This window comes from Rhodocytophaga rosea, assembly GCF_010119975.1.
Classification (GTDB): domain Bacteria; phylum Bacteroidota; class Bacteroidia; order Cytophagales; family 172606-1; genus Rhodocytophaga; species Rhodocytophaga rosea.
This window is the reverse complement of the sequence record NZ_CP048222.1, coordinates 7883302-7903384: the sequence shown is the minus strand read 5'-3', so window position 1 is coordinate 7903384 and position 20083 is coordinate 7883302. Positions and strand designations below refer to the sequence as shown.

The following is a 20083-nucleotide window of genomic DNA, read 5'->3' as shown; positions in this document are numbered from 1 at the left end:
GGAAAAGGTCTAAAAATTAGCAATCCGGATGATGTCAGCAAATACACCAGCCGCAGTTACCGCAGCTCCTGCCCCTGCCCCTTTTACAATCAACGGACGAACTTTATAGCGTTCGGTGGTGAAAAGCACCATGTTGTCATTGCCTTCTACCTGATAAAATGGATGTGACTGATCTACAATATGCAAACCCGTTTTAACTGTATTATTCTCATACACGGCCACATAACGCTGCCGTAAACCTTTTGCTTCTGTTTCCTTGCGGATATTTTCAAAATGAACATCATACTCTGGCAGAATCTTAAAAAACTCTTCTACGGAAGCAGCACTCCGGCAGGCAGCAGGCAGAAAGTTTTCTGATACTACATCTGCAAAGTCAAACTTTGCTCCCGCCTCCCTGGCCAGAATCAATATCTTACGGGCTACATCTACACCATTCATATCAATGCGTGGATCAGGTTCGGAATAGCCGAGTTCCTGTGCTTTTTTTACAATGCTGCTGAATGAAACACCTTCTTTATGCTCATTAAACAAAAAGTTTAAGGTACCAGACAGAATGGCCTCAATACGAATGATTTCATCGCCACTTTGTGTAAGATCATTTAGTGTTTTAATAACCGGCAAACCAGCGCCCACATTGGTTTCATACAGGAATTTTACCCCCCGTCTGGCAGCAATCTGTTTTAGATTAGTATAATGGCCGTAGGGACCAGAGCAAGCTACTTTATTGGGCGTAACGATAGAAATCCCATGTTTTAATGAATCTTCATATAACCTTACTACTTCGGCACTGGCCGTACAGTCTACCAAAATGCTGTTACGTAAATTAAGTTCATGCATGCGGCTGGCAAATTGCCCTTGGTCTGAAGGTTCGCCAGTATTTTCAAGTAAGGCTTTCCAGTCAGAAAGGGGAATACCTTCCTCATTCAGAAGCATTTTACGACGGTTGGCTATCCCTGCTACTCTGATTTCAACCGCATGATTTTCCAGCAGGTATTTTGCCTGCCTCTGCAACTGGTCTAACAGGGTACCTCCCACAAAACCGGTTCCGATCAGAAAAATGTGCAACACTTTTGTGCCCGAGAGGAAAAAGGCTTCATGAATCACATTCAGTGCTTTTCTAGTATCCGACTGGCTGATTACGATTGAGATATTATTCTCCGAAGAGCCTTGAGCGATGGCCCGAACGTTCACTCCGTTTTTGCCAAGGGCTGAAAAAAGAGTGCCTGAGATATTAGGTGTGTTCCGCATGTTCTCTCCCACAATGGCCAAGATGCTGTGTCCTTCTTCTACTTCAACCGGCTCAATCTGACCCATTTGCAATTCACGACTAAATTCTTCTTCGATGGAATGCTTCGCAATAATGGCATCCTGAGGAGTTATGGCTACGGTAATGGAATGCTCTGATGAGGCTTGTGTAATCAGAATCACGTTAATCCGGTGCTTGGCCAGGGCATTGAATAAGCGCATGGCAAAACCAGATACACCTACCATTCCGCTCCCATTCAGGGTAACCAGTGCCACCACATCTATAGATGAAATACCTTTGATCGCCAGCTGGTTATTCCCACTTTTTTCCGTAATGAGTGTTCCGGCAGCTTCCGGATTAAAAGTGTTTTTTATTTTCAGCGGAATATTTTTTGCCAGCACTGGTTGAACAGATGGTGGATATAATACCTTGGCTCCGAAATGGGAAAGTTCCAGGGCTTCCTTATAAGATAATTGTTCCAGCGGAAAGGTTTTTCGCACCTTTCTGGGATCTGCTGTCATCATGCCATCCACATCTGTCCATATTTCGAGCATATCTGCATTTATGGCGGCGGCAATAATAGCAGCTGTATAATCAGACCCTCCTCTTCCCAGCGTAGTGGTTTCTCCGGCAGCGGTTGACGCAATAAAGCCTGGAAATATTTGTACGTTGTTTACTTGTTTGAAATGCTCAGCAATGTGCTTGTAAGTTATATCAAAGTTGACAGCTGCATTGCCAAAATGATTATCTGTCTGGATGAGTTTGCGGCTGTCGGTGAGAGAAGCGTTCATACCAATAGATTTGAAGTATTCGGTGATGAGGTAGGAAGAGAGCCTTTCACCAAAACTCATTACAAAATCACGGCTTTTGGGGGTAAGCTCTTTGAGCAGAAACAAACCTTGCAGCACATCTTCCAGTTCGTTGAGAATCATTTTTACCGAAGCCAGGACACTACTCTGCTGTTGAATGGGTAATAATTCACTAACCGCGCTGATGTGTTTTTTCTCAATTTCCTTCAGTCCCTGTAAATACGTTTCGTTTCCTTGTGAGGCTAAGGCAGCGACACCGGCCAGCTGATCGGTAATGCCCGACATGGCAGAAAACACAACTGCAACTGGTTCTTCCGCTAAGGCTGCCTGAACGATGGCGCCGGATTTACGGATCATTTCGGGGGATTTTACGGAGGTGCCTCCGAACTTTAATACTTTCATTGGTGGGTAATGCTATATAAAAACGGATGATAAATCTTGGAAAGAGAAACAGGGGAACGTAGGTGCTAACCTTTGTGTGCGGGACCATTCCCTGGTGATAATATGTGTGCTGTCAACCCCCTAAAGGGTTGGAATAATAGCTGTTGTAATAATAATTGCAGAAAAGCAGCACGTAAGGAAGCCGGTATAGCGGATCATTGCCCGGTACGGCAGCATACCTGGTTGAGTGGAAAAAATATCAAATACTGGCTGTTTTGACATAGGCCCGCAACATTACAAATAGTATTTTACAAATCAAACAAAAGAAGCTTTATAATTTTATGAATTTGCTAAATAGCAGGAGAAAAGAGGCTTGATTCAAAGGACAGCCAGACATATTGTTCTAGTAATTTTTATATCTCTTTTTGTATTGAAGAGCTGGCTTATACTTCATCCTTTCTTGATTCATTATTTTATATGTCAACAAATAATGTATCTGTTCTGTACACAGCGTTTCATCAGTTAAATAATAAAAAAGAATGAGTGAATCATTTTTTATATGAATATTCCCTTCTAAGTCTGCACAGCCACTAAAGGGCAGATCCACTTCTAAAATCAACGTATCTCTGACCTGTTGTTGACTGATAATTTTCTCCATGGGATATTGTTCAGGATCATCTAATTCTTTCTCAGAAAAGTCATGTGAATATTGTGAACTGAATGAAATTAACCGTTCATGTTTAGAAATACAGGACGATACCCAAACTATTGTGTTCAACAAAATAAGCATAGCCCCTGCCCGAATTAACTTTTGAATTTTACATAGACTCATATCATTGGGATTTATAATGACTTATTAGCACTCATTCTCCCTAAGGAAACCAAGGCAATAAAAAGCCAGATCACATTTACAGCTGCAGAAGGATACGCCTGATAATAGATCGTATTTGCAATCAGACAGATACTGCCACCTGCATTTAACAGCTGAAACAGCCGGGGAGAAAGTTTAAGCCGCTCGTAACTTACCGAAATATAGGCGGCCACTACCAGTATCGAACCAGCCCAGCCTACTACATCAATCAGAGTTTTATATTCCATATATCATCATAAAATATCTATCAAAACTATACATTTCAACCTGGGAATATGGCCGATATTTTAGTTTATTTTTAAAATTTATTAGTGTGCTTTAAAACTTTACCTGGACATGTTTCTACTTTAGCATCATACAGGTAAAATGCTCAATTTGATCAGATACTATATAAATACTAAAGCAATACTGGTCTGGCCTTACAGGCTAGTAAATGAACAAACTTACATTTACTTTATAGGTTGGGTTTTTACAATGGTTTACTCACTTTGAATAATAAGTATACAGGCAAAAAATAGTAAACAACAGAATATGACAAGCGAGCTAGTTTTATATTATCAGGATGATTTTTGCATGGTAGAATATGATCCATCAAGTAAAATAGTTATTACAACCAGAAATGGCTATCCGAATGATGAAAAACTTAAAAAGAGTTTAAACCAGAGTTTAGCCTGTATCCAGGAATTTAAATGCCCCAATATTATTTCTGATACCCGGAAAGTAAAAGGTACCTGGACAGCTAGTAATGAGTGGATTGCCAATATCTGGTTTCCAAAAGCAATTCAGGCAGGTTTAAAAAATATTGCGTTTATATACCCGCCAGATATTTTTGAGCAATTTGCCATTCAGGATTTAATTAAGAAAACACCTCATTATACTTCTCAGATTTTCAAAGACCTTCCCGAAGCTAAATTGTGGTTTAAGTCTTTGAATTAAATGAATGGAATAATCAGGCAAAAAGCTGCCTAACCAGTAACTAATCAATTCAGAAATCGCTTCAGTTTATGAGGCGATTTTTTTTTGTTTAATAAACAAAGCAGATCAGTAAAGTTATTTACTTCTTAAAATACGAATCTGTTTAGAAAGCAATAAAATAGTATAATACCGGCCAGCTTAAACAAAATCGTATTTGCATTGCTAATTTTTTGTAAAAATAAATCCTACTTTTCTTCTTATCTATCACTCCAACAGCTTTGGCATCAAACAAAAGCGTGTTACAATGGATTATGTGTATAAAAATTAATGTATATTTAATATTTAAGATATGTTAATTAAATAAACTTGCAATTCACCTCCACAGGTGTAATTAAACCTGAAACTACAATTATTCATTTCGTATGCATTCTCAATCAAACAATCAATACTCCAGGCGGAACTTTCTGAAAGTATCAGGAGTCGTAAGTCTTGGTTTTATGGGTTTATATGCCTGTGCTTCCCGGACAGTAGCCTCGTCCGGAATCAACACTTCCAAAGGTTATGGTCCATTGTTGCCTGACCCCAATGGCGTGCTGAATCTTCCCAAAGGCTTTTCCTATAAGGTTATTTCCAAACAGGGAACTCAGATGAGCGATGGCTTTTTCACCCCCGGAAAAGCAGATGGTATGGCTTCATTTGCAGGATCTGGTGGAAAAGTAATTCTGGTACGTAACCATGAGATCAGTCCATCCTCCCTGGCAGATAGTCCTTTTGGGCAGAAAAACGAGTTACTGAGTAAAATAGAAAGCAATAAGTTATACGACTTTGGTAAGGGAGAACTTCCGGCTTTAGGAGGCACTACAACCTTGATTTACAACCCAAAAACACAATCTGTTGAAACTGAATATTTAAGTCTGGCAGGTACCATCCGCAACTGTGCCGGCGGTCGTACCCCCTGGAACAGCTGGGTCACCTGTGAAGAAGCCGTTGACAAAGCCGGTGAAAAACTCGAAAAAGACCATGGATTTAATTTTGAAGTACCAGCCAGTGAAAAAATCGGCCTGGCAGAACCAATTCCTTTAAAAGCTATGGGCCGGTTTAACCATGAAGCAGTGTGTGTTGATCCCAGAACCAGCATTGTCTATGAAACCGAAGACCGCCCGGATGGATTAATTTACCGCTATTTGCCTAACCAGCCTAAGGAACTGGCGAAAGGTGGACGTTTGCAGGTACTAGCTATTAAAGGGCAGAAAAGTTTTGATACCCGCAACTGGAAACTGCTGGAAACTGCTAAAATGCCGCTCCGTACTGATGTTGAAGTAGAATGGATAGACATTGACAATGTTGAATCGCCGGAAGACGACTTGCGTTACCGGGGCTTTGATAAAGGAGCCGCCAGATTTGCCAGGGGAGAAGGGATGTGGTTTGGCACCAATGAGCTGTATTTTGCCTGCACCAATGGTGGTTTTGAATCTAAAGGACAGGTTTTCAAATATGTCCCCAGCCCGGAAGAAGGCAAACCTGGTGAAAAAAATTCACCGGGAAAACTCCAGATATTTGCCGAACCCAACGATTCTGATATTGTGAAATACTGCGATAACCTGACCGTGGCTCCCTGGGGCGATGTAGTTTTGTGCGAAGACGATGCACATCCGTTTGTAGTGGGAATTACCCCATCTGGTGATTATTATAAACTGGCTGAAAACACTGGTTATAAGTCAGAATTCGCAGGGGGCGTGTTCTCACCTGATGGCAATACGTATTTTGTAAATATTCAAGGTCCGGGGATTACCCTGGCAATTACAGGCCCCTGGCGTTCATCCATTTAATTCCTATGCGATTATGTATATTTGTGGCCTGCCTGATAGGACAGGCCCTTTTTTTCAAGGTAGAAGCACAGGTAAAACCTTTGCCCAATGCCCATGCCCATAATGATTATCTGCACAAAAAGCCTTTGCTGGATGCTCTTTCATATGGTTTTACCAGCATCGAAGCCGATATTCATCTCATCGATGGGGAACTGTATGTAGTGCACGACAAACCAAGTTCTTTACAGAATATTCTAACCCTGAAAAAAGCCTATCTGGAGCCACTGAGTCAGCATATCGCCCTCAACAAAGGATATGTATATCCTGGCTATTCTCCTGCTATTTACCTGATGATAGACATTAAAACGGATGCGGAACCAACATATGCCCTACTAAAAAAGCAGCTTACGCCTTATGCCAGTTTACTACAGACAAAAAATAATCCGGATGGAAGAGTGAAAGTCGTACTATCCGGAAACAGGCCAACAGGTACGGTGCAACAGGAGGCTACACCTTTGGTTTCCATAGATGGAAGGCCGGAAGATTTAGCCGCAAACCATGCATCTGATTTTATGCCGGTTATTAGTCAGAATTACTCGAAAGTCCTTAAATGGAATGGTGAAGGCACGATTCCGGAAGCTGACGAACAAATTTTGAGAAAGTTAGCAGTAGAAACTCACAAACAAGGCAAAAAGTTGCGATTATGGGCATCGCCAGAGAAGCTAAATGTATGGAAATCTTTACTGGAAGCAGGTGTAGATTTTATCAATACAGACAAGCTTCAGGAATTACAAACTTTTCTCTCTGCTCAAACCAAGCCCTAACATACTATTAGAATCAGGTAAAACAGGTTTTTCATCAATAGCGATAAAACCTTTGTAGTCAATCAAAGAAAGAATAGATGCGAAAGATTATTTATCATGTAGCCACTACGCTGGACCATTATATTGCCCATGAAAACGGGACAATTAACGGTTTTCTGGCAGAAGGAACCCATGTAGAAGACTATTTGAAAAGCCTTGAGAAGTATGATACGGTCCTTATGGGTAGAAGAACCTATGAATTTGGATATGATTATGGACTGCAAAAAGGACAGCCAGCCTATCCTCATATGCAGCACTATATATTTTCACGAAGTTTGACCTTTGATGAAGCCAGTCAACAGGTCCACATCATTGACCGGGACGAAATCGCATTTATTAACCAGTTAAAGCAGACTGAAGGCACCCCTATTTACTTGTGTGGTGGAGGGGATTTTGCTGGCTTTTTGTTGGAGCATCAATTGATTGATGAGCTTAAAATCAAGCTCAACCCAGTGCTTTTTGGCAAGGGCATTCCCCTTTTTGGAAACAGTAAAAAAGAAGTAGACTTACTCCTATTAGATACAAAAGTCTATGAGTCGGGTGTACTGCTGTTGACTTACCAGATAAAGTATCACAAAAGCAGCTAATCGCTTTTTCAATGAAAACCTAAATCGGCACTCTTGAGGCGAGAGCCGATTTAGTTCAACCTTTAGATGTTTTCTTTGGAAATAAAGAGATAGAAGGTTTATTTCCTACTTCTTACCTCCAACTTCCATCACATTGTACCTGGAACAAGCATTATTCTTTCATCGACTGTTCTTTTGTGAGGACAGGTGTTACCCCCATATTATACCACACAAACGACCAGATATCTGCCCATTCCTCTATTTGCTTGGAAGTTGGTTTTCCGGCACCATGGCCTGCTTTGGTTTCAATTCGGATCAATACAGGTGCCTGGCCTGCTTGCTTTTCCTGCAAAGTAGCCGCAAACTTAAACGAATGTGCAGGTACTACCCTATCGTCATGGTCGGCAGTGGTAATTAGGGTAGAGGGATAGTTTGTTCCTGCTTTCAGGTTATGCAAAGGAGAATATTTATACAAATACTTAAATTGATCTTCCTTAGCACTGGAACCATATTCTACCGCCCAGCCCCAGCCTACTGTAAATGTATGATACCGCAGCATATCCATCACGCCTACTGCCGGCAGAGCTACTCCGAATAAGTCCGGACGTTGAGTCATCACAGCACCTACCAGCAAGCCGCCATTTGAACCACCGGCAATGGCAAGTTTTCCTGTAGAAGTATATTTATTCCGGATCAGGTATTCTGCGGCCGCAATAAAATCGTCAAACACATTTTGTTTCTTTTCCAGCATACCAGCCTTGTGCCAGTTTTCTCCATACTCTCCTCCACCACGCAAATTAGGCATGGCAAATATGCCTCCATTTTCCAGAAAGACCATTCTGGCCACACTGAACGAAGGGGTCATGCTGATATTAAAGCCACCATAGGCATACAGATACGTAGGATTGGTACCATCCATTTGTAAGCCTTTTTTATGAACCAGGAACATAGGCACTTTTGTGCCATCTTTACTTTGGTAAAATACCTGTTTTGTCTCAAACGCATCCATGTTCATCTTAAAATCAGACTTCCGGAACAATTCCGAAGTACCCTTCGCTACCTCATACTTATAGATTGCTGTTGGATAAGTAAAAGAAGTAAAGGTGTAAAAAACTTCCTGATCATCCTTTTTGCCCTCAAATCCACCTACTGTACCAATCGCAGGCAGCGAGATTTCTTTTTCTACCTTTCCGGCTATTGTCAGTTGATACACTTTACTGCTGGCATCTTTCAGATAAATGGCAAATAGTTTTCCTCCGGCAGTGTTCACTTTCTCGAGCAATTCCGGCTTTTCTGCAATGATGGTTTGCCAGTTGCCGGTTTCTGGCTGTTTTGGAAGAATAGAGACCAGTCTGTAATTGGGAGCGCCATTATCTGTTAACACCAGCAGCCTGTCTCCTACATTATCTACCACCGCATAGTTGTATTCAAAACCCTTACATAAAAGGGTAAAGTCTTTCTGATTGGCACTAATATCTTTTACATGCACTTCTGTGCCTTGCGTACCTTCAGAGCCATGGATAATCAGGAAACGCTCATCTTCGCTGACCTTAGGAAAAAAATACCGGAGCGGATGATTTTTGTCTTCAAACACCAGTTCGTCTTTTTCCTGGGTATCGCCCAGTGTATGATAATATACTTTATGAAACCGGTTCTGGTTAGAAAGTTCTTTGCCTTTGGCAGGAGCATCATACCGGCTGTAATAAAACCCATTACCACGCCAGGAAGCATCCGAAAACTTCACCCACTTGATTTCGTCACTCAACAGCTTTTTGGAGGCTACTTTCATCACCCGGATTTCATTCCAGTCAGAGCCACTGGCAGCCATGGTATAGGCCATGTACTGGTTATCTTTTGAGAAATAAATTCCGGTAAGTGCTACGGTTCCATCGGGAGATAATGTATTGGGGTCTAGAAATACCTTTGCTTCTCCCGTATGGCCTTTCTGGTAATAGAGCACACTCTGGTTTTGCAGGCCATTATTTTTAAAGAAGAAATAATACTCCCCTCTTTTTTCCGGAGATGAATACTTGGGATAATTCCATATTTCTTCCAGCCGCTTTTTTATCTGCTGACGAAAAGGAATCTTAGCTAAATAAGCCTGGGTAACCTCATTCTGTGCCTTTACCCATTGGGCAACATTGGCTGCTGTATCAAATTCCAGCCAGCGGTAAGGATCTGCTACCTTTGTTCCGAAATACTCATCTTCCTGACTGGTTTTTTCTGTAAGGGGATAGGCAATTTTCTGGTGATTTTGCGCAAAAGTGAGTGGAGCCAGGGACATCAATAGAATAGTTATTAAAAGTGGAAATTGCTTTAACTTTATCATAAGGCTTTAGGTAAAGGTATATAGGATGGAAAACATTCCCGGCTGGAATGCCATTCTTTCTTTATATAAATGTAATAAACTACAAAAATGAAAAATAAATTCATTGAATATCCTGCCTGCAAACGCATTTTATTCAGCGTTTTATTCTTACTTTCACGCCACCCACCATAGGATTTACCCGATAGAATTTATATATAGTTCATAGCACCGATGGAAGATTTAGAAAAACTATTTTTGCGAACCTTTCCCCATATCCTTACCTCTTCTGATAAAAAAGAACTCAAACAGGCATTACATCAGGCGCAGGCCAATGAAAATACCCGTGCCTGGCTCCGAAACCGTTTTTTTTCGTGGGTACAAGCGAAGATAACTAATCCAAACGACCTGCAAGTAATTCACTGGCTGGAAGAAGTAAATAAAATTTTACTGATTAAAACCGAAAATGTGCAGCCAGCTACTGTGTATTTTAGCCCTGGAGAAGCTTGTCTGGATGCGATTATTAGCCAGTTACGCTCGGCTGTACATACCATCCAGATTTGTGTATTTACCATTAGCGACGACCGCATTTCGGATACTATTATTGACTGCCACCGGCTGGGAAAACAGGTGTTTATCATCACTGATAATGAAAAACTGCATGATGCCGGTTCAGACATTGAGCGGCTGGAACAGGCTGGCATTCCAGTGCGTATTGACAAGACCAGCGACCATATGCACCATAAGTTTGCCATCATCGACAAGGAATATGTGCTGACCGGCAGTTATAACTGGACCAGAAGTGCTGCCAAATATAACCACGAAAACATATTAATTACCTCAGATAAACAAGCCGTAGAAGCTTTTGAGCATGAATTTGAGCGATTATGGCAAAATCTGGCAGTATATTGAGGCCTGTTACAAATATAAAGTTTTAAAGAAACGGCTTTAAAAAACAAGGAAACTATCTGTGCCTGTTAGGAAACTTGGCAGGACTTAGGCTATTTTTGCAGGCATTAAAATTGCAGCAGGAACGGCTAATACGATTGGCACAACTGCTTAATCTTCTCATACACTTTATAAATCAACCGGTATAATGCCTTTTGAACTTAGCAAAGAATATTTTACGCAGTTAGAAAAGGCCATTGAGGCTCAGGATGAGGCTTTCATTCAGGAAAGCATGAATGAATTGTACCCGGCTGATATTGCCAATGTTTTATATGAGCTGGATGACGATGATGCCAGGTATATTCTGGGTTTACTGGATAAAGAGACTGGTGCCGAAGTAGTGAGTAACCTGAATGCATACTGGCGGGCTGACTTTTTGAAAGATTTTGATTCTGCTCAGATTGCACAATTCATTAATTATATTGATTCTGATGATGCGGCTGACATCCTCAATGAACAACCTGGTAAAGTCAGGGAAGAAGTGATTGCCTTGCTCGAAAACCGGGAAAAAGCCCGCTATATTATCGACCTACTGCATTATGAAGAAGATACGGCTGGTGGTTTGATGGCAAAAGAGCTGGTGAAATGTAATATCAACTGGACGGTGGTACAATGTGTGGATGAAATCCGGAGACAGGCAGAGAAAGTAGATCGCTTTAATTCTGTGTATGTGATCGACGACCAGGGTATTCTGAAAGGAAGGGTATCTCTGAAAAAAATCGTACTCTCTAAGGCCAACACCAGGGTTTCTGATATATACGACGATGATGTAGTATCCGTAGAATCGCACCAGCTTGCCGAAGAGGTTGCTGATATTATGCAGCGCTATGACCTGGAATCTATTCCTGTGGTGAATGTACGCGGTAAACTATTAGGCCGTATCACAATTGATGATATTGTGGACGTAATCACTGAACAAGCCGACTTAGACCGGCAAGCCATGACTGGTCTTTCCGGTGATACCGAAGATGATGATACGGTTCTCGATTCTGTAAAAGCCAGGTTGCCCTGGCTCACCATTGGGGTAGCCGGAAGTTTGATCGCTGCCAGATTTATGGGCTTGTTTGAAAATGAAATTATATTGGCACCAGCCCTGGCATTTTTTGTTACCCTGATCGGAGGCACCGGCGGAAATGTGGGCATCCAGTCTTCTTCCGTGATTTTACAAAGTCTTGCCAATAAATCGGTTCTCGAAACCAGTACTGTTCAGCGCCTGATACGGGTATTGCTCATTGGCCTGTTGAATGGTTTTGTACTGAGCTGTATTGTATTTGCTTTTAATATCGCCTTCGGAACGGACCTTCGCCTGGCAATGGTCGTATCAGTCGCCCTGATTTCCGTTGTACTGGTTGCGTCATTTACTGGTACTGTTACTCCTCTTATCCTGGATAAATTTGGCGTTAATCCTGCGGTTGCTTCCGGCCCTTTCATTACTACGGCCAATGACATCCTGGGCATTGCGGTCTATTTTATGACCGCCCGATTATTACTTTAAGCCATAGGGATTTATTCTTATCCTTCTGCTCCTATCCTAGTAGGGAATCCTATTGCCTGCTGCGTTCTTTGCTGAACCATAGCTAAACCTACCTATGTAAGAATATAGGTTAAAAATGAATACCCAGCTTTCTTCAGAATTTTATTTTTGTTGAAATACCCACCTGAAAATCAGTCTCTTTATTCATTTCCACTCCTGTGCTTATCTATGAAAAAAATCTACCTGAAGAAAATAAAGGTATTATCACTAGTGCTGGGCTGTTGTACACACGTTGTCTATGCGCAGTCGACAGACAGCACCGATGCTGCAATCTCACTTGAGAATCTTAAAAACCTGAGTGCCCAGACAGAAGCCAGCGTGCTTCAGCAACAGCTGAACGAAAATGTAGCTGCTTCCTCAAAAAAAGCCCTTTCTTTAAGAGAGACACCTGGTATTGTTTCAGTAATCAGCAGTGAGGAAATCAAACATTCGGGTGCCAGAGATCTGGTAGACTTATTAAGGCAGGTACCAGGGCTGGATTTTGGAGCAGATATTTACCTTGTGCAAGGGATCAGCATGCGTGGAAACTGGGGTATTGAAGGAAAAGTATTAGTTCTGGTAGATGGTATAGAATACAATGAAACACTTTACCAGGGCGTGCCTTTCGGCGATAAATTTCCACTCAATCAGATTTCCCGCATTGAAATCATCCGGGGTCCGGGTTCTTCCATCTATGGGGGTACCGCTGAATATGGCGTAATCAATATTATCACCAAAGGGGCAGCAGGCGAAGAGGAAGTTTCTGCCTCAGGCAGTATGGGGATCTTACAGGGCGGATATGGCCGGAGAAATATAAGTGCTTCTGTGGGAAAAAAATTAGGCGATCAGGTATTTACTGATTTTTCCTTTTTTTCCGGTAAATCTGTTTCTACTGACCAGCCTTACCAGGATTTTACCACTGTAGGCCAGCCCTCACAATATGATGTAACAAAATCAACTGAGCAGGAAGCTACCTATGTAAATGCCGGGATCAAGTATAAAAATGCCCGATTACGTGCCATGTATGACCGTTTCGACATAGGGCATCCCTTTTATAAGGTTGGCTTTTCCAATTTATTCATCAGTTTGAAAGATGATATCCGCCTTAATCAGAAACTCACCCTCACTCCTTTCCTTTTTTATACTATTCAAAATCCCTGGGAGGCACATGGATTAGGAGATACGGATAATACCTATGATTATAAGATCATTACACAACGTTCGAAAGCCAACCTGACCGCAGCATACGACATTTCACGAAAAATAAACCTGATTGCCGGAGCAGAATACTTTTATGACTTTGCCAGTAACAAAGCTGGCGAAGATTATTTCGGTGAAAACAAAAATGAGGTATCTTACCAGACAGGCTCCCTATTTGCTCAGGGACTTCTCAAACACCGGCTGGCCAACATAACCCTTGGTTTCCGCTACGACAAACACAATGCCTTTGGATCTGCTTTTGTGCCAAGGTTTGCTATTACCAAGCGGTTCGACAACTTTCATTTTAAAGCTTTGTACAGCCATGCTTACCGGGCACCAGGCATTGAGAATATCAATTACGATGCAGGTATAAAACCAGAGCATTCACAGGTGGCAGAACTTGAATTAGGCTACCAGTTTACCCCCGATATGATACTGGCAGTAAATCTGTATAATATTAAAACCAGAGATATTATTATTTATACTTCCAGTTTGCTCGATAACGGAAATTACCTGGAAAATTACCAGAATTATGATCGTTCAGGCACCAGAGGGTTAGAGGCGATCTACAAGATTCAGCAACCAAAATGGCAGGCAAATCTGAGCTATTCCTTTTACCAGGCTTTGGCCGGACATACAGTAGATGTGTACAGAGTAGCACCCAAACCTGGTTTATTTGTGGCTTTTCCGGCTCATAAAGTTACAGCGAATGGTAACCTGCAGCTGGGTTCTCATCTCCGGATAAGTCCTTCCCTCATCTATTCAAGCGAACGATATGGATATACCTCTCTGGATGAAGAAGAAAATGCCGTTCTGGAACGTTTTGCTCCTTATCTGCTGGCAAATTTGCATGTGGGGTATGACAACCTGGGTATAAAAGGCCTGGATGCCGGCATAGGAATCTATGATATCTTTAATACGAAGCAACCTCTGTTACGGGCTTACCAGAGTGAAATAGATTACTTGCCAGGTCGCAGCCGGGAACTGGTAGTGAAATTTTCCTATCGTTTTTCTTTTCAAGCCAGATAACCTGCCAACCTATGAGAAATATCAGACAACTCCTTCTTTCGTTCTGGACTAGTATGTGTTTGCTTTGCAGCGTGAGTATTATTGCACCGCAGCAGTCTTTTGGGCAAACAACCAATCATAAGGCATATGCTATTTTTCTATACAGCTTCACCAGGTACATTGAATGGCCCACCGAACAGAGAGACGATTTCAAAATAACTATTGTCGGAAAATCGAAGGTAGCGGCAGAATTGCTCCCTTTAATGCAGAATAAAACGGTGGCAGGCAAAAAAATTATAGTACATCAGGTAAATACACCCGAAGAAGTAGGTAATACGCAAATGATCTATCTTGCTGACCAGAAAAGCAGCGATCTTTCCAAAGTACTTGAACGGATTTCCGGAAAGGCCACCCTGGTCGTTACCGAACGAGACGGGCTTGTAAAAAGGGGCGCTGGCATCAGCTTTATTGTGTATGATGATAATTCCCTGCATTTTGAGATTAATGACAAAGCCTTTATGTCTTATAATCTGAAGGTAGCTAATGAGCTTAAAAATCTGGCTCACAAATAAGTAATGCTTTTACAACAGCGCAGGTATAATCTATTTTTCAGGGAGTTGTTATCTGTTTTAAGTTGAACAACTCCTGACTTTGCTATCTTACATCTGTATAATCTACCCTATTCTCCTGTTTTTGCCGGTACAGGTTTTTTTCATATTTTAATTCAGCAAACAATACAATATAGTTTGAGTAACAGAATTAAAAACTGTTTTCTAAACCAGCTTACATGAATAGAATTTTACCGGGTAGCCTGCTTCTGTTGTGCCTGATCCATATTTCCTGCACCCGTCCAATAGCCGTTACTCACTGGGATGCCAAGGAAAAAGGGATCGTGAGGAAAACCATAAAACTTGGAAGAGATGTCTATGGATATCCTGTGCATACTAAGTTATCAGCCATCGTGTGTTTGAACGAAACTTGCATCAACCGGCAGGAAAGTATTAATTTTAACAAAAAATACAGATTCAAAGGCTATAAGAATAATAAACCTCCGGAAAGGGAATCACCTCAGAAAATCTTTGAAACTGAGCCGGTCATTGCTTCGGAATCAGAAAAACAGCCTTCACCAAAGCCGGATATTAACCAGACACAGGTTTTCCGCTATGTATATTTTGAAACTGGTAAAGCCAGGCTAAAGCCAGAATCCACGGCTGAACTGGATCAATTGCTTTCGCTGCTGGAGCAGAATTCCAAACTAAAAATCATTGTAAGCGGGCATACAGATAATACCGGAGACAAAAAATCCAATGTTAAATTATCACAATTACGGGCAGACGCTGTTATTGAATATCTGGCAGAAAAAGGAATTGCGAAGCATAGGCTTTCCGCCAAAGGATATGGTAGTTCCAGGCCGGTTACCAGCAATGCTAGCCAGGAAGGCCGGAATCAGAACCGCCGGGTAGAATTTTTAATTACTGATACCGGTAAGTAAGTTCTTGCTTCAGAGGAAATTGTCCAGACTATTATTCCTGTACATGTACATTTCATAAAATCTTAGCTTAAATTTAACAAGCTTACGGAACAACTGCCATTTTTGGCTTGTTACGGTATTGAAAAGAAACTTACATGCACGAAATAGAACCTTTTTACAACTGGGAGAACTATTACGTAGCCGCTGATGACGACAGGTCTCCCTTTTACGGCCGGGAATATAACATGCAGATGTATACCCACGATATTTATGGCTACTATATTCATCCGCTATGGGATGAAATCGGCTCCGAAACCCTCTATGTGAAAATACTTTATATCGATTACCAGCGCCGTTTTGCTATTATAGAAATGTTCGGTGAGTGGAATGATACCCTTCATAACGACATCATGCATTTTAAACGTAATGTAATCGATTACCTGGTAGAAGAAGGCATTAACCAGTATATTCTGATCGGGGAAAATATACTTAATTTTCATGGATCAGACGATTGTTACTATGAAGAATGGTTTGAAGAAGTAGAAGACGGGTGGATTGTTGCCGTGAATTTCCGGGAGTTTGTGGAAGATGAATGGAGAAAATTCCATCTCGACTATTATATTAATTTTGGGGGAACGCTCGAAATTGATAACTGGCGCACCCTTACCCCTAACCGCTTTTATGAAACAGTAAAAGCCCTGGTGGTACGGCGGCTGGAATAATATATCAATTTTCCGCTACTGGATGGCCAATGGCTGTAAAGAACTCTCTCAGTTTTGGGAATACCCTATCATCTGTATCTATAGAAACCTCCTTGCAAGTTTCTATCCAGTGACAAGAAAGGCAGATATTTATATGGGATACTATTTTTCCGCCTTTGTAAAAAACGATAGCATCCCTGAAAGTTTTGCCACACATCCATAAAGATTGCTCTATGAATTCGGTTTGCAGGATTTGACTAAGTTGTTCTACTTCCCGGGACTTCCTGGCAAATACATTCGTTTTAACAGCGGTAGGATGATATATTCCTTGCTGTTTTAATAGATCAATCGATCCACGGATGGATAAACTTAGTAATTCATCCCGCTTCTTTTGATCTGGTTCTTTCCTGGATTTCTCCTGAATCTGGTTATAAAAATGAAAGCCTGTCTCTCCCCTCAACAGTGAGTAAGTTTCTGCAAAGTCAAAATCTAGGGATTTCCAATATTGTCTACTGGTCATTTCATGACTTACATTTCATAGCCTATACACGTGACCTTCATTTACGCAGAAGAAGTTGGCTGCACTAGATCCCTTTTTTGATACTTCTCCTTATTTGTGCATCACACAAAAAAATCCCCTCTTGAGAGGGGTTGTGGTTTTTTTCTAAACTGATTAATAATGGCCAGTTGTGACTGACCAGTTTAAGATTTTCTTACTTTTAACTGCTCTTCTTTCAGTAACGCCAGTTCCTGGCCGGAAAGTGAACGGATCGAGTACCGGTATGACTGGTCGTGGCTTGACTTAAAAACTTTGGTAACAATAGATTCTGCGAAACCAGAACCAGAATACTCAGCCGGAATATTTTTAAGGGCGACTTTATCATTTACAGCAAACTTTGCCTGCCCTTTGATTTCCGCTTTTTTGCTTCTCTTAGGTTTGCTGATCTCTGTCGTATCATCAGAAGCATCAGATTTTTTTACCCGTTTAAGCGGCACAATTTTAATCACTTTGCCATTTTGGGTATATTTTTTTTCGTCGCTGTTTGTCATAAAAGTATATGCTTAAATTCAGTATTATGTGTTTAACAGATAGGATTATGAATGGTTTTTGTTACTATTACATCTTTACAGGTTTTGGTTTTTTGTCTGCAAAGCATTTCGAAGGTAAATATAAGACAGGTTTGGCAGAAGGGCACTAAAGTTTTATGAATTTTCTTACAAATTTGCATGTACTCCTTCATTTATTACTTTTCCATTATTGATTCCTATACAAGTAGCCAATCTGCTAAAAATGATAGAAAATCACAAATTGATGCTTCCAAAGCACCAATAAAATTAATAAATCCTTTTGCAAAGCCCTCTACTTCTGTAATAAAACAGTATAAATCTACTCAAAACACTACTTATCAGGTTCCCTACTGTTACAGTTCTTATTGTATCTTTGCAGCTTACCTTATTCATACATGATCTCAGTTGATGCCATTGCCGTAGAATTCAGCGGCTCTATCTTGTTTAGCAATATTACTTTCAATATCAATGAAAACGACCGTATTGCCCTAATGGGTAAAAACGGTGCCGGAAAATCTACTTTATTAAAGATCATTGCCGGCGTAAATAAACCAACCAGGGGAAAAATATCTGCACCGAAAGATGCAATAATCGCCTATCTGCCTCAGCATTTACTTACTGAAGACGATTGCAGTGTGTTTGAGGAAACATCCAAAGCATTTTCTAAAATTCTAAATATGAAAAAGCAAATGGATGAACTCAATCTGGCGCTGGAAACCCGTACCGATTATGAATCGGAGGAGTATTACAAGATTATAGAGCAGGTTTCAGAATTGAGCGAAAAATATTATTCCATTGAAGACATTAATTACGATGCAGAAGTAGAAAAAACGCTGTTAGGTTTAGGCTTTCTCAGAAATGATTTTACCCGGCCTACCAGCGAATTCAGCGGTGGCTGGCGTATGCGGATTGAACTGGCTAAAATTCTGCTCCAGAAACCGGATCTGCTCTTGCTCGATGAGCCTACCAACCACCTCGATATTGAGTCTATTCAGTGGCTGGAAGATTTTCTGGTGAACAATGCCAAAGCAGTTATTGTCATTTCCCATGATAAGGCCTTTGTCGATAATATCACTAACCGGACCATTGAACTCACGATGGGCCGGATTTATGACTACAAAGTTACCTACAGCCAGTACCTGCAACTACGGAAAGAACGGCGGGAACAGCAACAAAAGCAGTTTGACGACCAGCAAAAACAGATCGCTGATATACAGGAATTTATCGACCGGTTTAAGGGTACTTATTCCAAAACCCTGCAGGTACAGTCGAGGGTGAAGATGCTGGAGAAAATAGAGATTGTTGAAGTAGATGAGGTAGATACTTCTGCTTTGAACCTGAAATTTCCTCCGGCTCCCAGGTCTGGCAACTATCCGGTGATTGTAGAAAGCATGACCAAAAAATATGGCGATTATACGGTTTTTAAAGATGCTTCTCTTACTATCGAGCGCGGACAAAAAGTGGCATTTGTTGGTAAAAATGGCGAAGGAAAATCTACGCTGGTAAAAGCCATTATGAATGAAATTGATTTTGATGGCCGCCTTCAACTAGGTCACAATTGCATGATCGGCTATTTTGCCCAGAATCAGGCTTCTTTGCTGGATGAAGAAATTACCGTTTTTCAAACCATCGATAATATTGCGGTGGGAGAAATCCGTACCAAGATCAAAGATATTCTGGGGGCATTTATGTTTGGGGGCGATACAATTGATAAAAAAGTAAAAGTGCTTTCCGGCGGTGAAAAAACCCGCCTGGCGATGATCAAACTGCTGCTGCAACCAGTTAACCTGCTGATCCTGGATGAGCCTACTAACCACCTGGATATCAAAACCAAAGATATTCTCAAAGATGCCCTCAGAGCTTTTGATGGCACACTCATTCTGGTTTCCCACGACAGGGATTTTCTGGATGGCCTGGCCGATAAGGTATTTGAATTCGGCAATAAACGCATCAAAGAACACTTCGAGGATATTAATGGCTTTCTGCGAAATAAGAAAATGGAGAACCTGAAGGAGATTGAGAGGAAAGCAGTGAAATGATTATCTTGTCATTCAACATATTTACATGATGATTCAATCACATGTTAGAATTTAAAACAGTTCTTATCAACGAAAAAAATCAAAGCATTTACAACAAAATCAGAAATGCATTAGGTTGGATGTTTCTTTTAATGGCACCTTTTACTTTTGGTAGTAAAGGTATTGCTGGAACAAGCTTTGCAACTTTAATGCCTGGTTATTATTTTCTGATCACTTTTGTCTTAATAATACTTATTTTGACAATTCTTCTAAACTATATTATCTTTAAAAAAGGAGCAATAGTTTTTACCCCTGAAAAAATAAAAGTAAGGTTCAAAAATAAAAGTTTAACTATTGTTTATAAAATAAGCCAACTTGATAATATAAAGCTA

Annotated in this window: 18 protein-coding genes; 11 read left to right on the top strand and 7 right to left on the bottom strand. The window is 40.9% G+C overall.

Translation table 11 applies throughout. The annotated features are described in order from the left end of the window. Nucleotides 1-9 precede the first annotated feature (9 nt). The 4 genes from thrA to GXP67_RS32370 form a co-directional block, all read right to left on the bottom strand. Entirely contained in the window at nt 10-2457 is a 2448-nt protein-coding gene (gene thrA / locus GXP67_RS32385; protein WP_162446949.1) for a bifunctional aspartate kinase/homoserine dehydrogenase I, read from the bottom strand. A 120-nt stretch (nt 2458-2577) separates the two neighbouring features. Then, entirely contained in the window at nt 2578-2718 is a 141-nt protein-coding gene (locus tag GXP67_RS32380) for a hypothetical protein (RefSeq protein WP_162446948.1), read from the bottom strand. A 121-nt stretch (nt 2719-2839) separates the two neighbouring features. After that, nucleotides 2840-3268 (bottom strand): hypothetical protein, encoded by a 429-nt coding sequence (locus GXP67_RS32375; RefSeq protein WP_162446947.1) that lies wholly within the window; start codon nt 3266-3268, stop codon nt 2840-2842. Nucleotides 3269-3279: 11 nt separating this feature from the next. Then, nucleotides 3280-3534: a CBU_0592 family membrane protein gene (locus tag GXP67_RS32370; RefSeq protein ID WP_162446946.1), complete on the bottom strand. Its 255-nt coding sequence runs from the start codon at nt 3532-3534 to the stop codon at nt 3280-3282. 304 nt (nt 3535-3838) lie between these two features. On the opposite strand from GXP67_RS32370, the gene GXP67_RS32365 reads away from it, so the two are divergent. The 4 genes from GXP67_RS32365 to GXP67_RS32350 all read left to right on the top strand — a co-directional run bounded on the left by GXP67_RS32365 (nt 3839) and on the right by GXP67_RS32350 (nt 7480). Then, a complete protein-coding gene (locus GXP67_RS32365) occupies nt 3839-4243 on the top strand; it encodes a hypothetical protein (RefSeq protein WP_162446945.1) in 405 nt (134 codons plus the stop codon). Nucleotides 4244-4644: 401 nt separating this feature from the next. Further along, complete coding sequence (locus GXP67_RS32360) at nt 4645-6051, top strand: alkaline phosphatase PhoX (RefSeq protein WP_162446944.1); 1407 nt, start codon at nt 4645-4647, stop codon at nt 6049-6051. Between the two features lie 5 nt (nt 6052-6056). Continuing rightward, nucleotides 6057-6854: a phosphatidylinositol-specific phospholipase C/glycerophosphodiester phosphodiesterase family protein gene (locus GXP67_RS32355; protein ID WP_162446943.1), complete on the top strand. Its 798-nt coding sequence runs from the start codon at nt 6057-6059 to the stop codon at nt 6852-6854. 77 nt (nt 6855-6931) lie between these two features. Further along, complete coding sequence (locus tag GXP67_RS32350) at nt 6932-7480, top strand: dihydrofolate reductase family protein (protein WP_162446942.1); 549 nt, start codon at nt 6932-6934, stop codon at nt 7478-7480. Nucleotides 7481-7631: 151 nt separating this feature from the next. Here the strand turns inward: GXP67_RS32350 and GXP67_RS32345 are convergent, their stop codons facing one another. Further along, nucleotides 7632-9788, bottom strand: coding sequence for a prolyl oligopeptidase family serine peptidase (locus tag GXP67_RS32345; RefSeq protein WP_162446941.1), 2157 nt, complete (start codon nt 9786-9788; stop codon nt 7632-7634). 210 nt (nt 9789-9998) lie between these two features. Between GXP67_RS32345 and GXP67_RS32340 the strand changes: the two genes are divergently transcribed. From GXP67_RS32340 to GXP67_RS32315, 6 genes are all read left to right on the top strand, one after another. Beyond that, nucleotides 9999-10676, top strand: coding sequence for a phospholipase D-like domain-containing protein (locus GXP67_RS32340; RefSeq protein ID WP_162446940.1), 678 nt, complete (start codon nt 9999-10001; stop codon nt 10674-10676). A gap of 184 nt (nt 10677-10860) precedes the next feature. Next, the gene (mgtE, locus tag GXP67_RS32335) at nt 10861-12207 is read left to right on the top strand and encodes a magnesium transporter (protein ID WP_162446939.1); all 1347 of its coding nucleotides are present in this window, start codon (nt 10861-10863) and stop codon (nt 12205-12207) included. A 207-nt stretch (nt 12208-12414) separates the two neighbouring features. Then, nucleotides 12415-14454, top strand: coding sequence for a TonB-dependent receptor plug domain-containing protein (locus GXP67_RS32330; RefSeq protein ID WP_162446938.1), 2040 nt, complete (start codon nt 12415-12417; stop codon nt 14452-14454). An 11-nt stretch (nt 14455-14465) separates the two neighbouring features. Further along, the gene (locus tag GXP67_RS32325) at nt 14466-15005 is read left to right on the top strand and encodes a YfiR family protein (RefSeq protein ID WP_162446937.1); all 540 of its coding nucleotides are present in this window, start codon (nt 14466-14468) and stop codon (nt 15003-15005) included. Between the two features lie 215 nt (nt 15006-15220). Continuing rightward, nucleotides 15221-15925, top strand: a complete 705-nt coding sequence (locus GXP67_RS32320; protein WP_162446936.1) for an OmpA family protein — start codon at nt 15221-15223, stop codon at nt 15923-15925. A gap of 134 nt (nt 15926-16059) precedes the next feature. Continuing rightward, nucleotides 16060-16626 (top strand): hypothetical protein, encoded by a 567-nt coding sequence (locus GXP67_RS32315; protein WP_162446935.1) that lies wholly within the window; start codon nt 16060-16062, stop codon nt 16624-16626. A 4-nt stretch (nt 16627-16630) separates the two neighbouring features. Here the strand turns inward: GXP67_RS32315 and GXP67_RS32310 are convergent, their stop codons facing one another. Together GXP67_RS32310 and GXP67_RS32305 are read right to left on the bottom strand one after the other, a co-directional pair. Beyond that, nucleotides 16631-17125 carry a hypothetical protein gene (locus GXP67_RS32310; protein ID WP_162446934.1) on the bottom strand — a complete coding sequence of 165 codons (495 nt, stop codon included), beginning with the start codon at nt 17123-17125 and terminating at the stop codon, nt 16631-16633. Between the two features lie 182 nt (nt 17126-17307). Beyond that, nucleotides 17308-17655, bottom strand: coding sequence for a hypothetical protein (locus GXP67_RS32305; protein ID WP_162446933.1), 348 nt, complete (start codon nt 17653-17655; stop codon nt 17308-17310). Between the two features lie 413 nt (nt 17656-18068). On the opposite strand from GXP67_RS32305, the gene GXP67_RS32300 reads away from it, so the two are divergent. Beyond that, nucleotides 18069-19712 carry an ABC-F family ATP-binding cassette domain-containing protein gene (locus tag GXP67_RS32300; protein WP_162446932.1) on the top strand — a complete coding sequence of 548 codons (1644 nt, stop codon included), beginning with the start codon at nt 18069-18071 and terminating at the stop codon, nt 19710-19712. Nucleotides 19713-20083 lie beyond the last annotated feature (371 nt).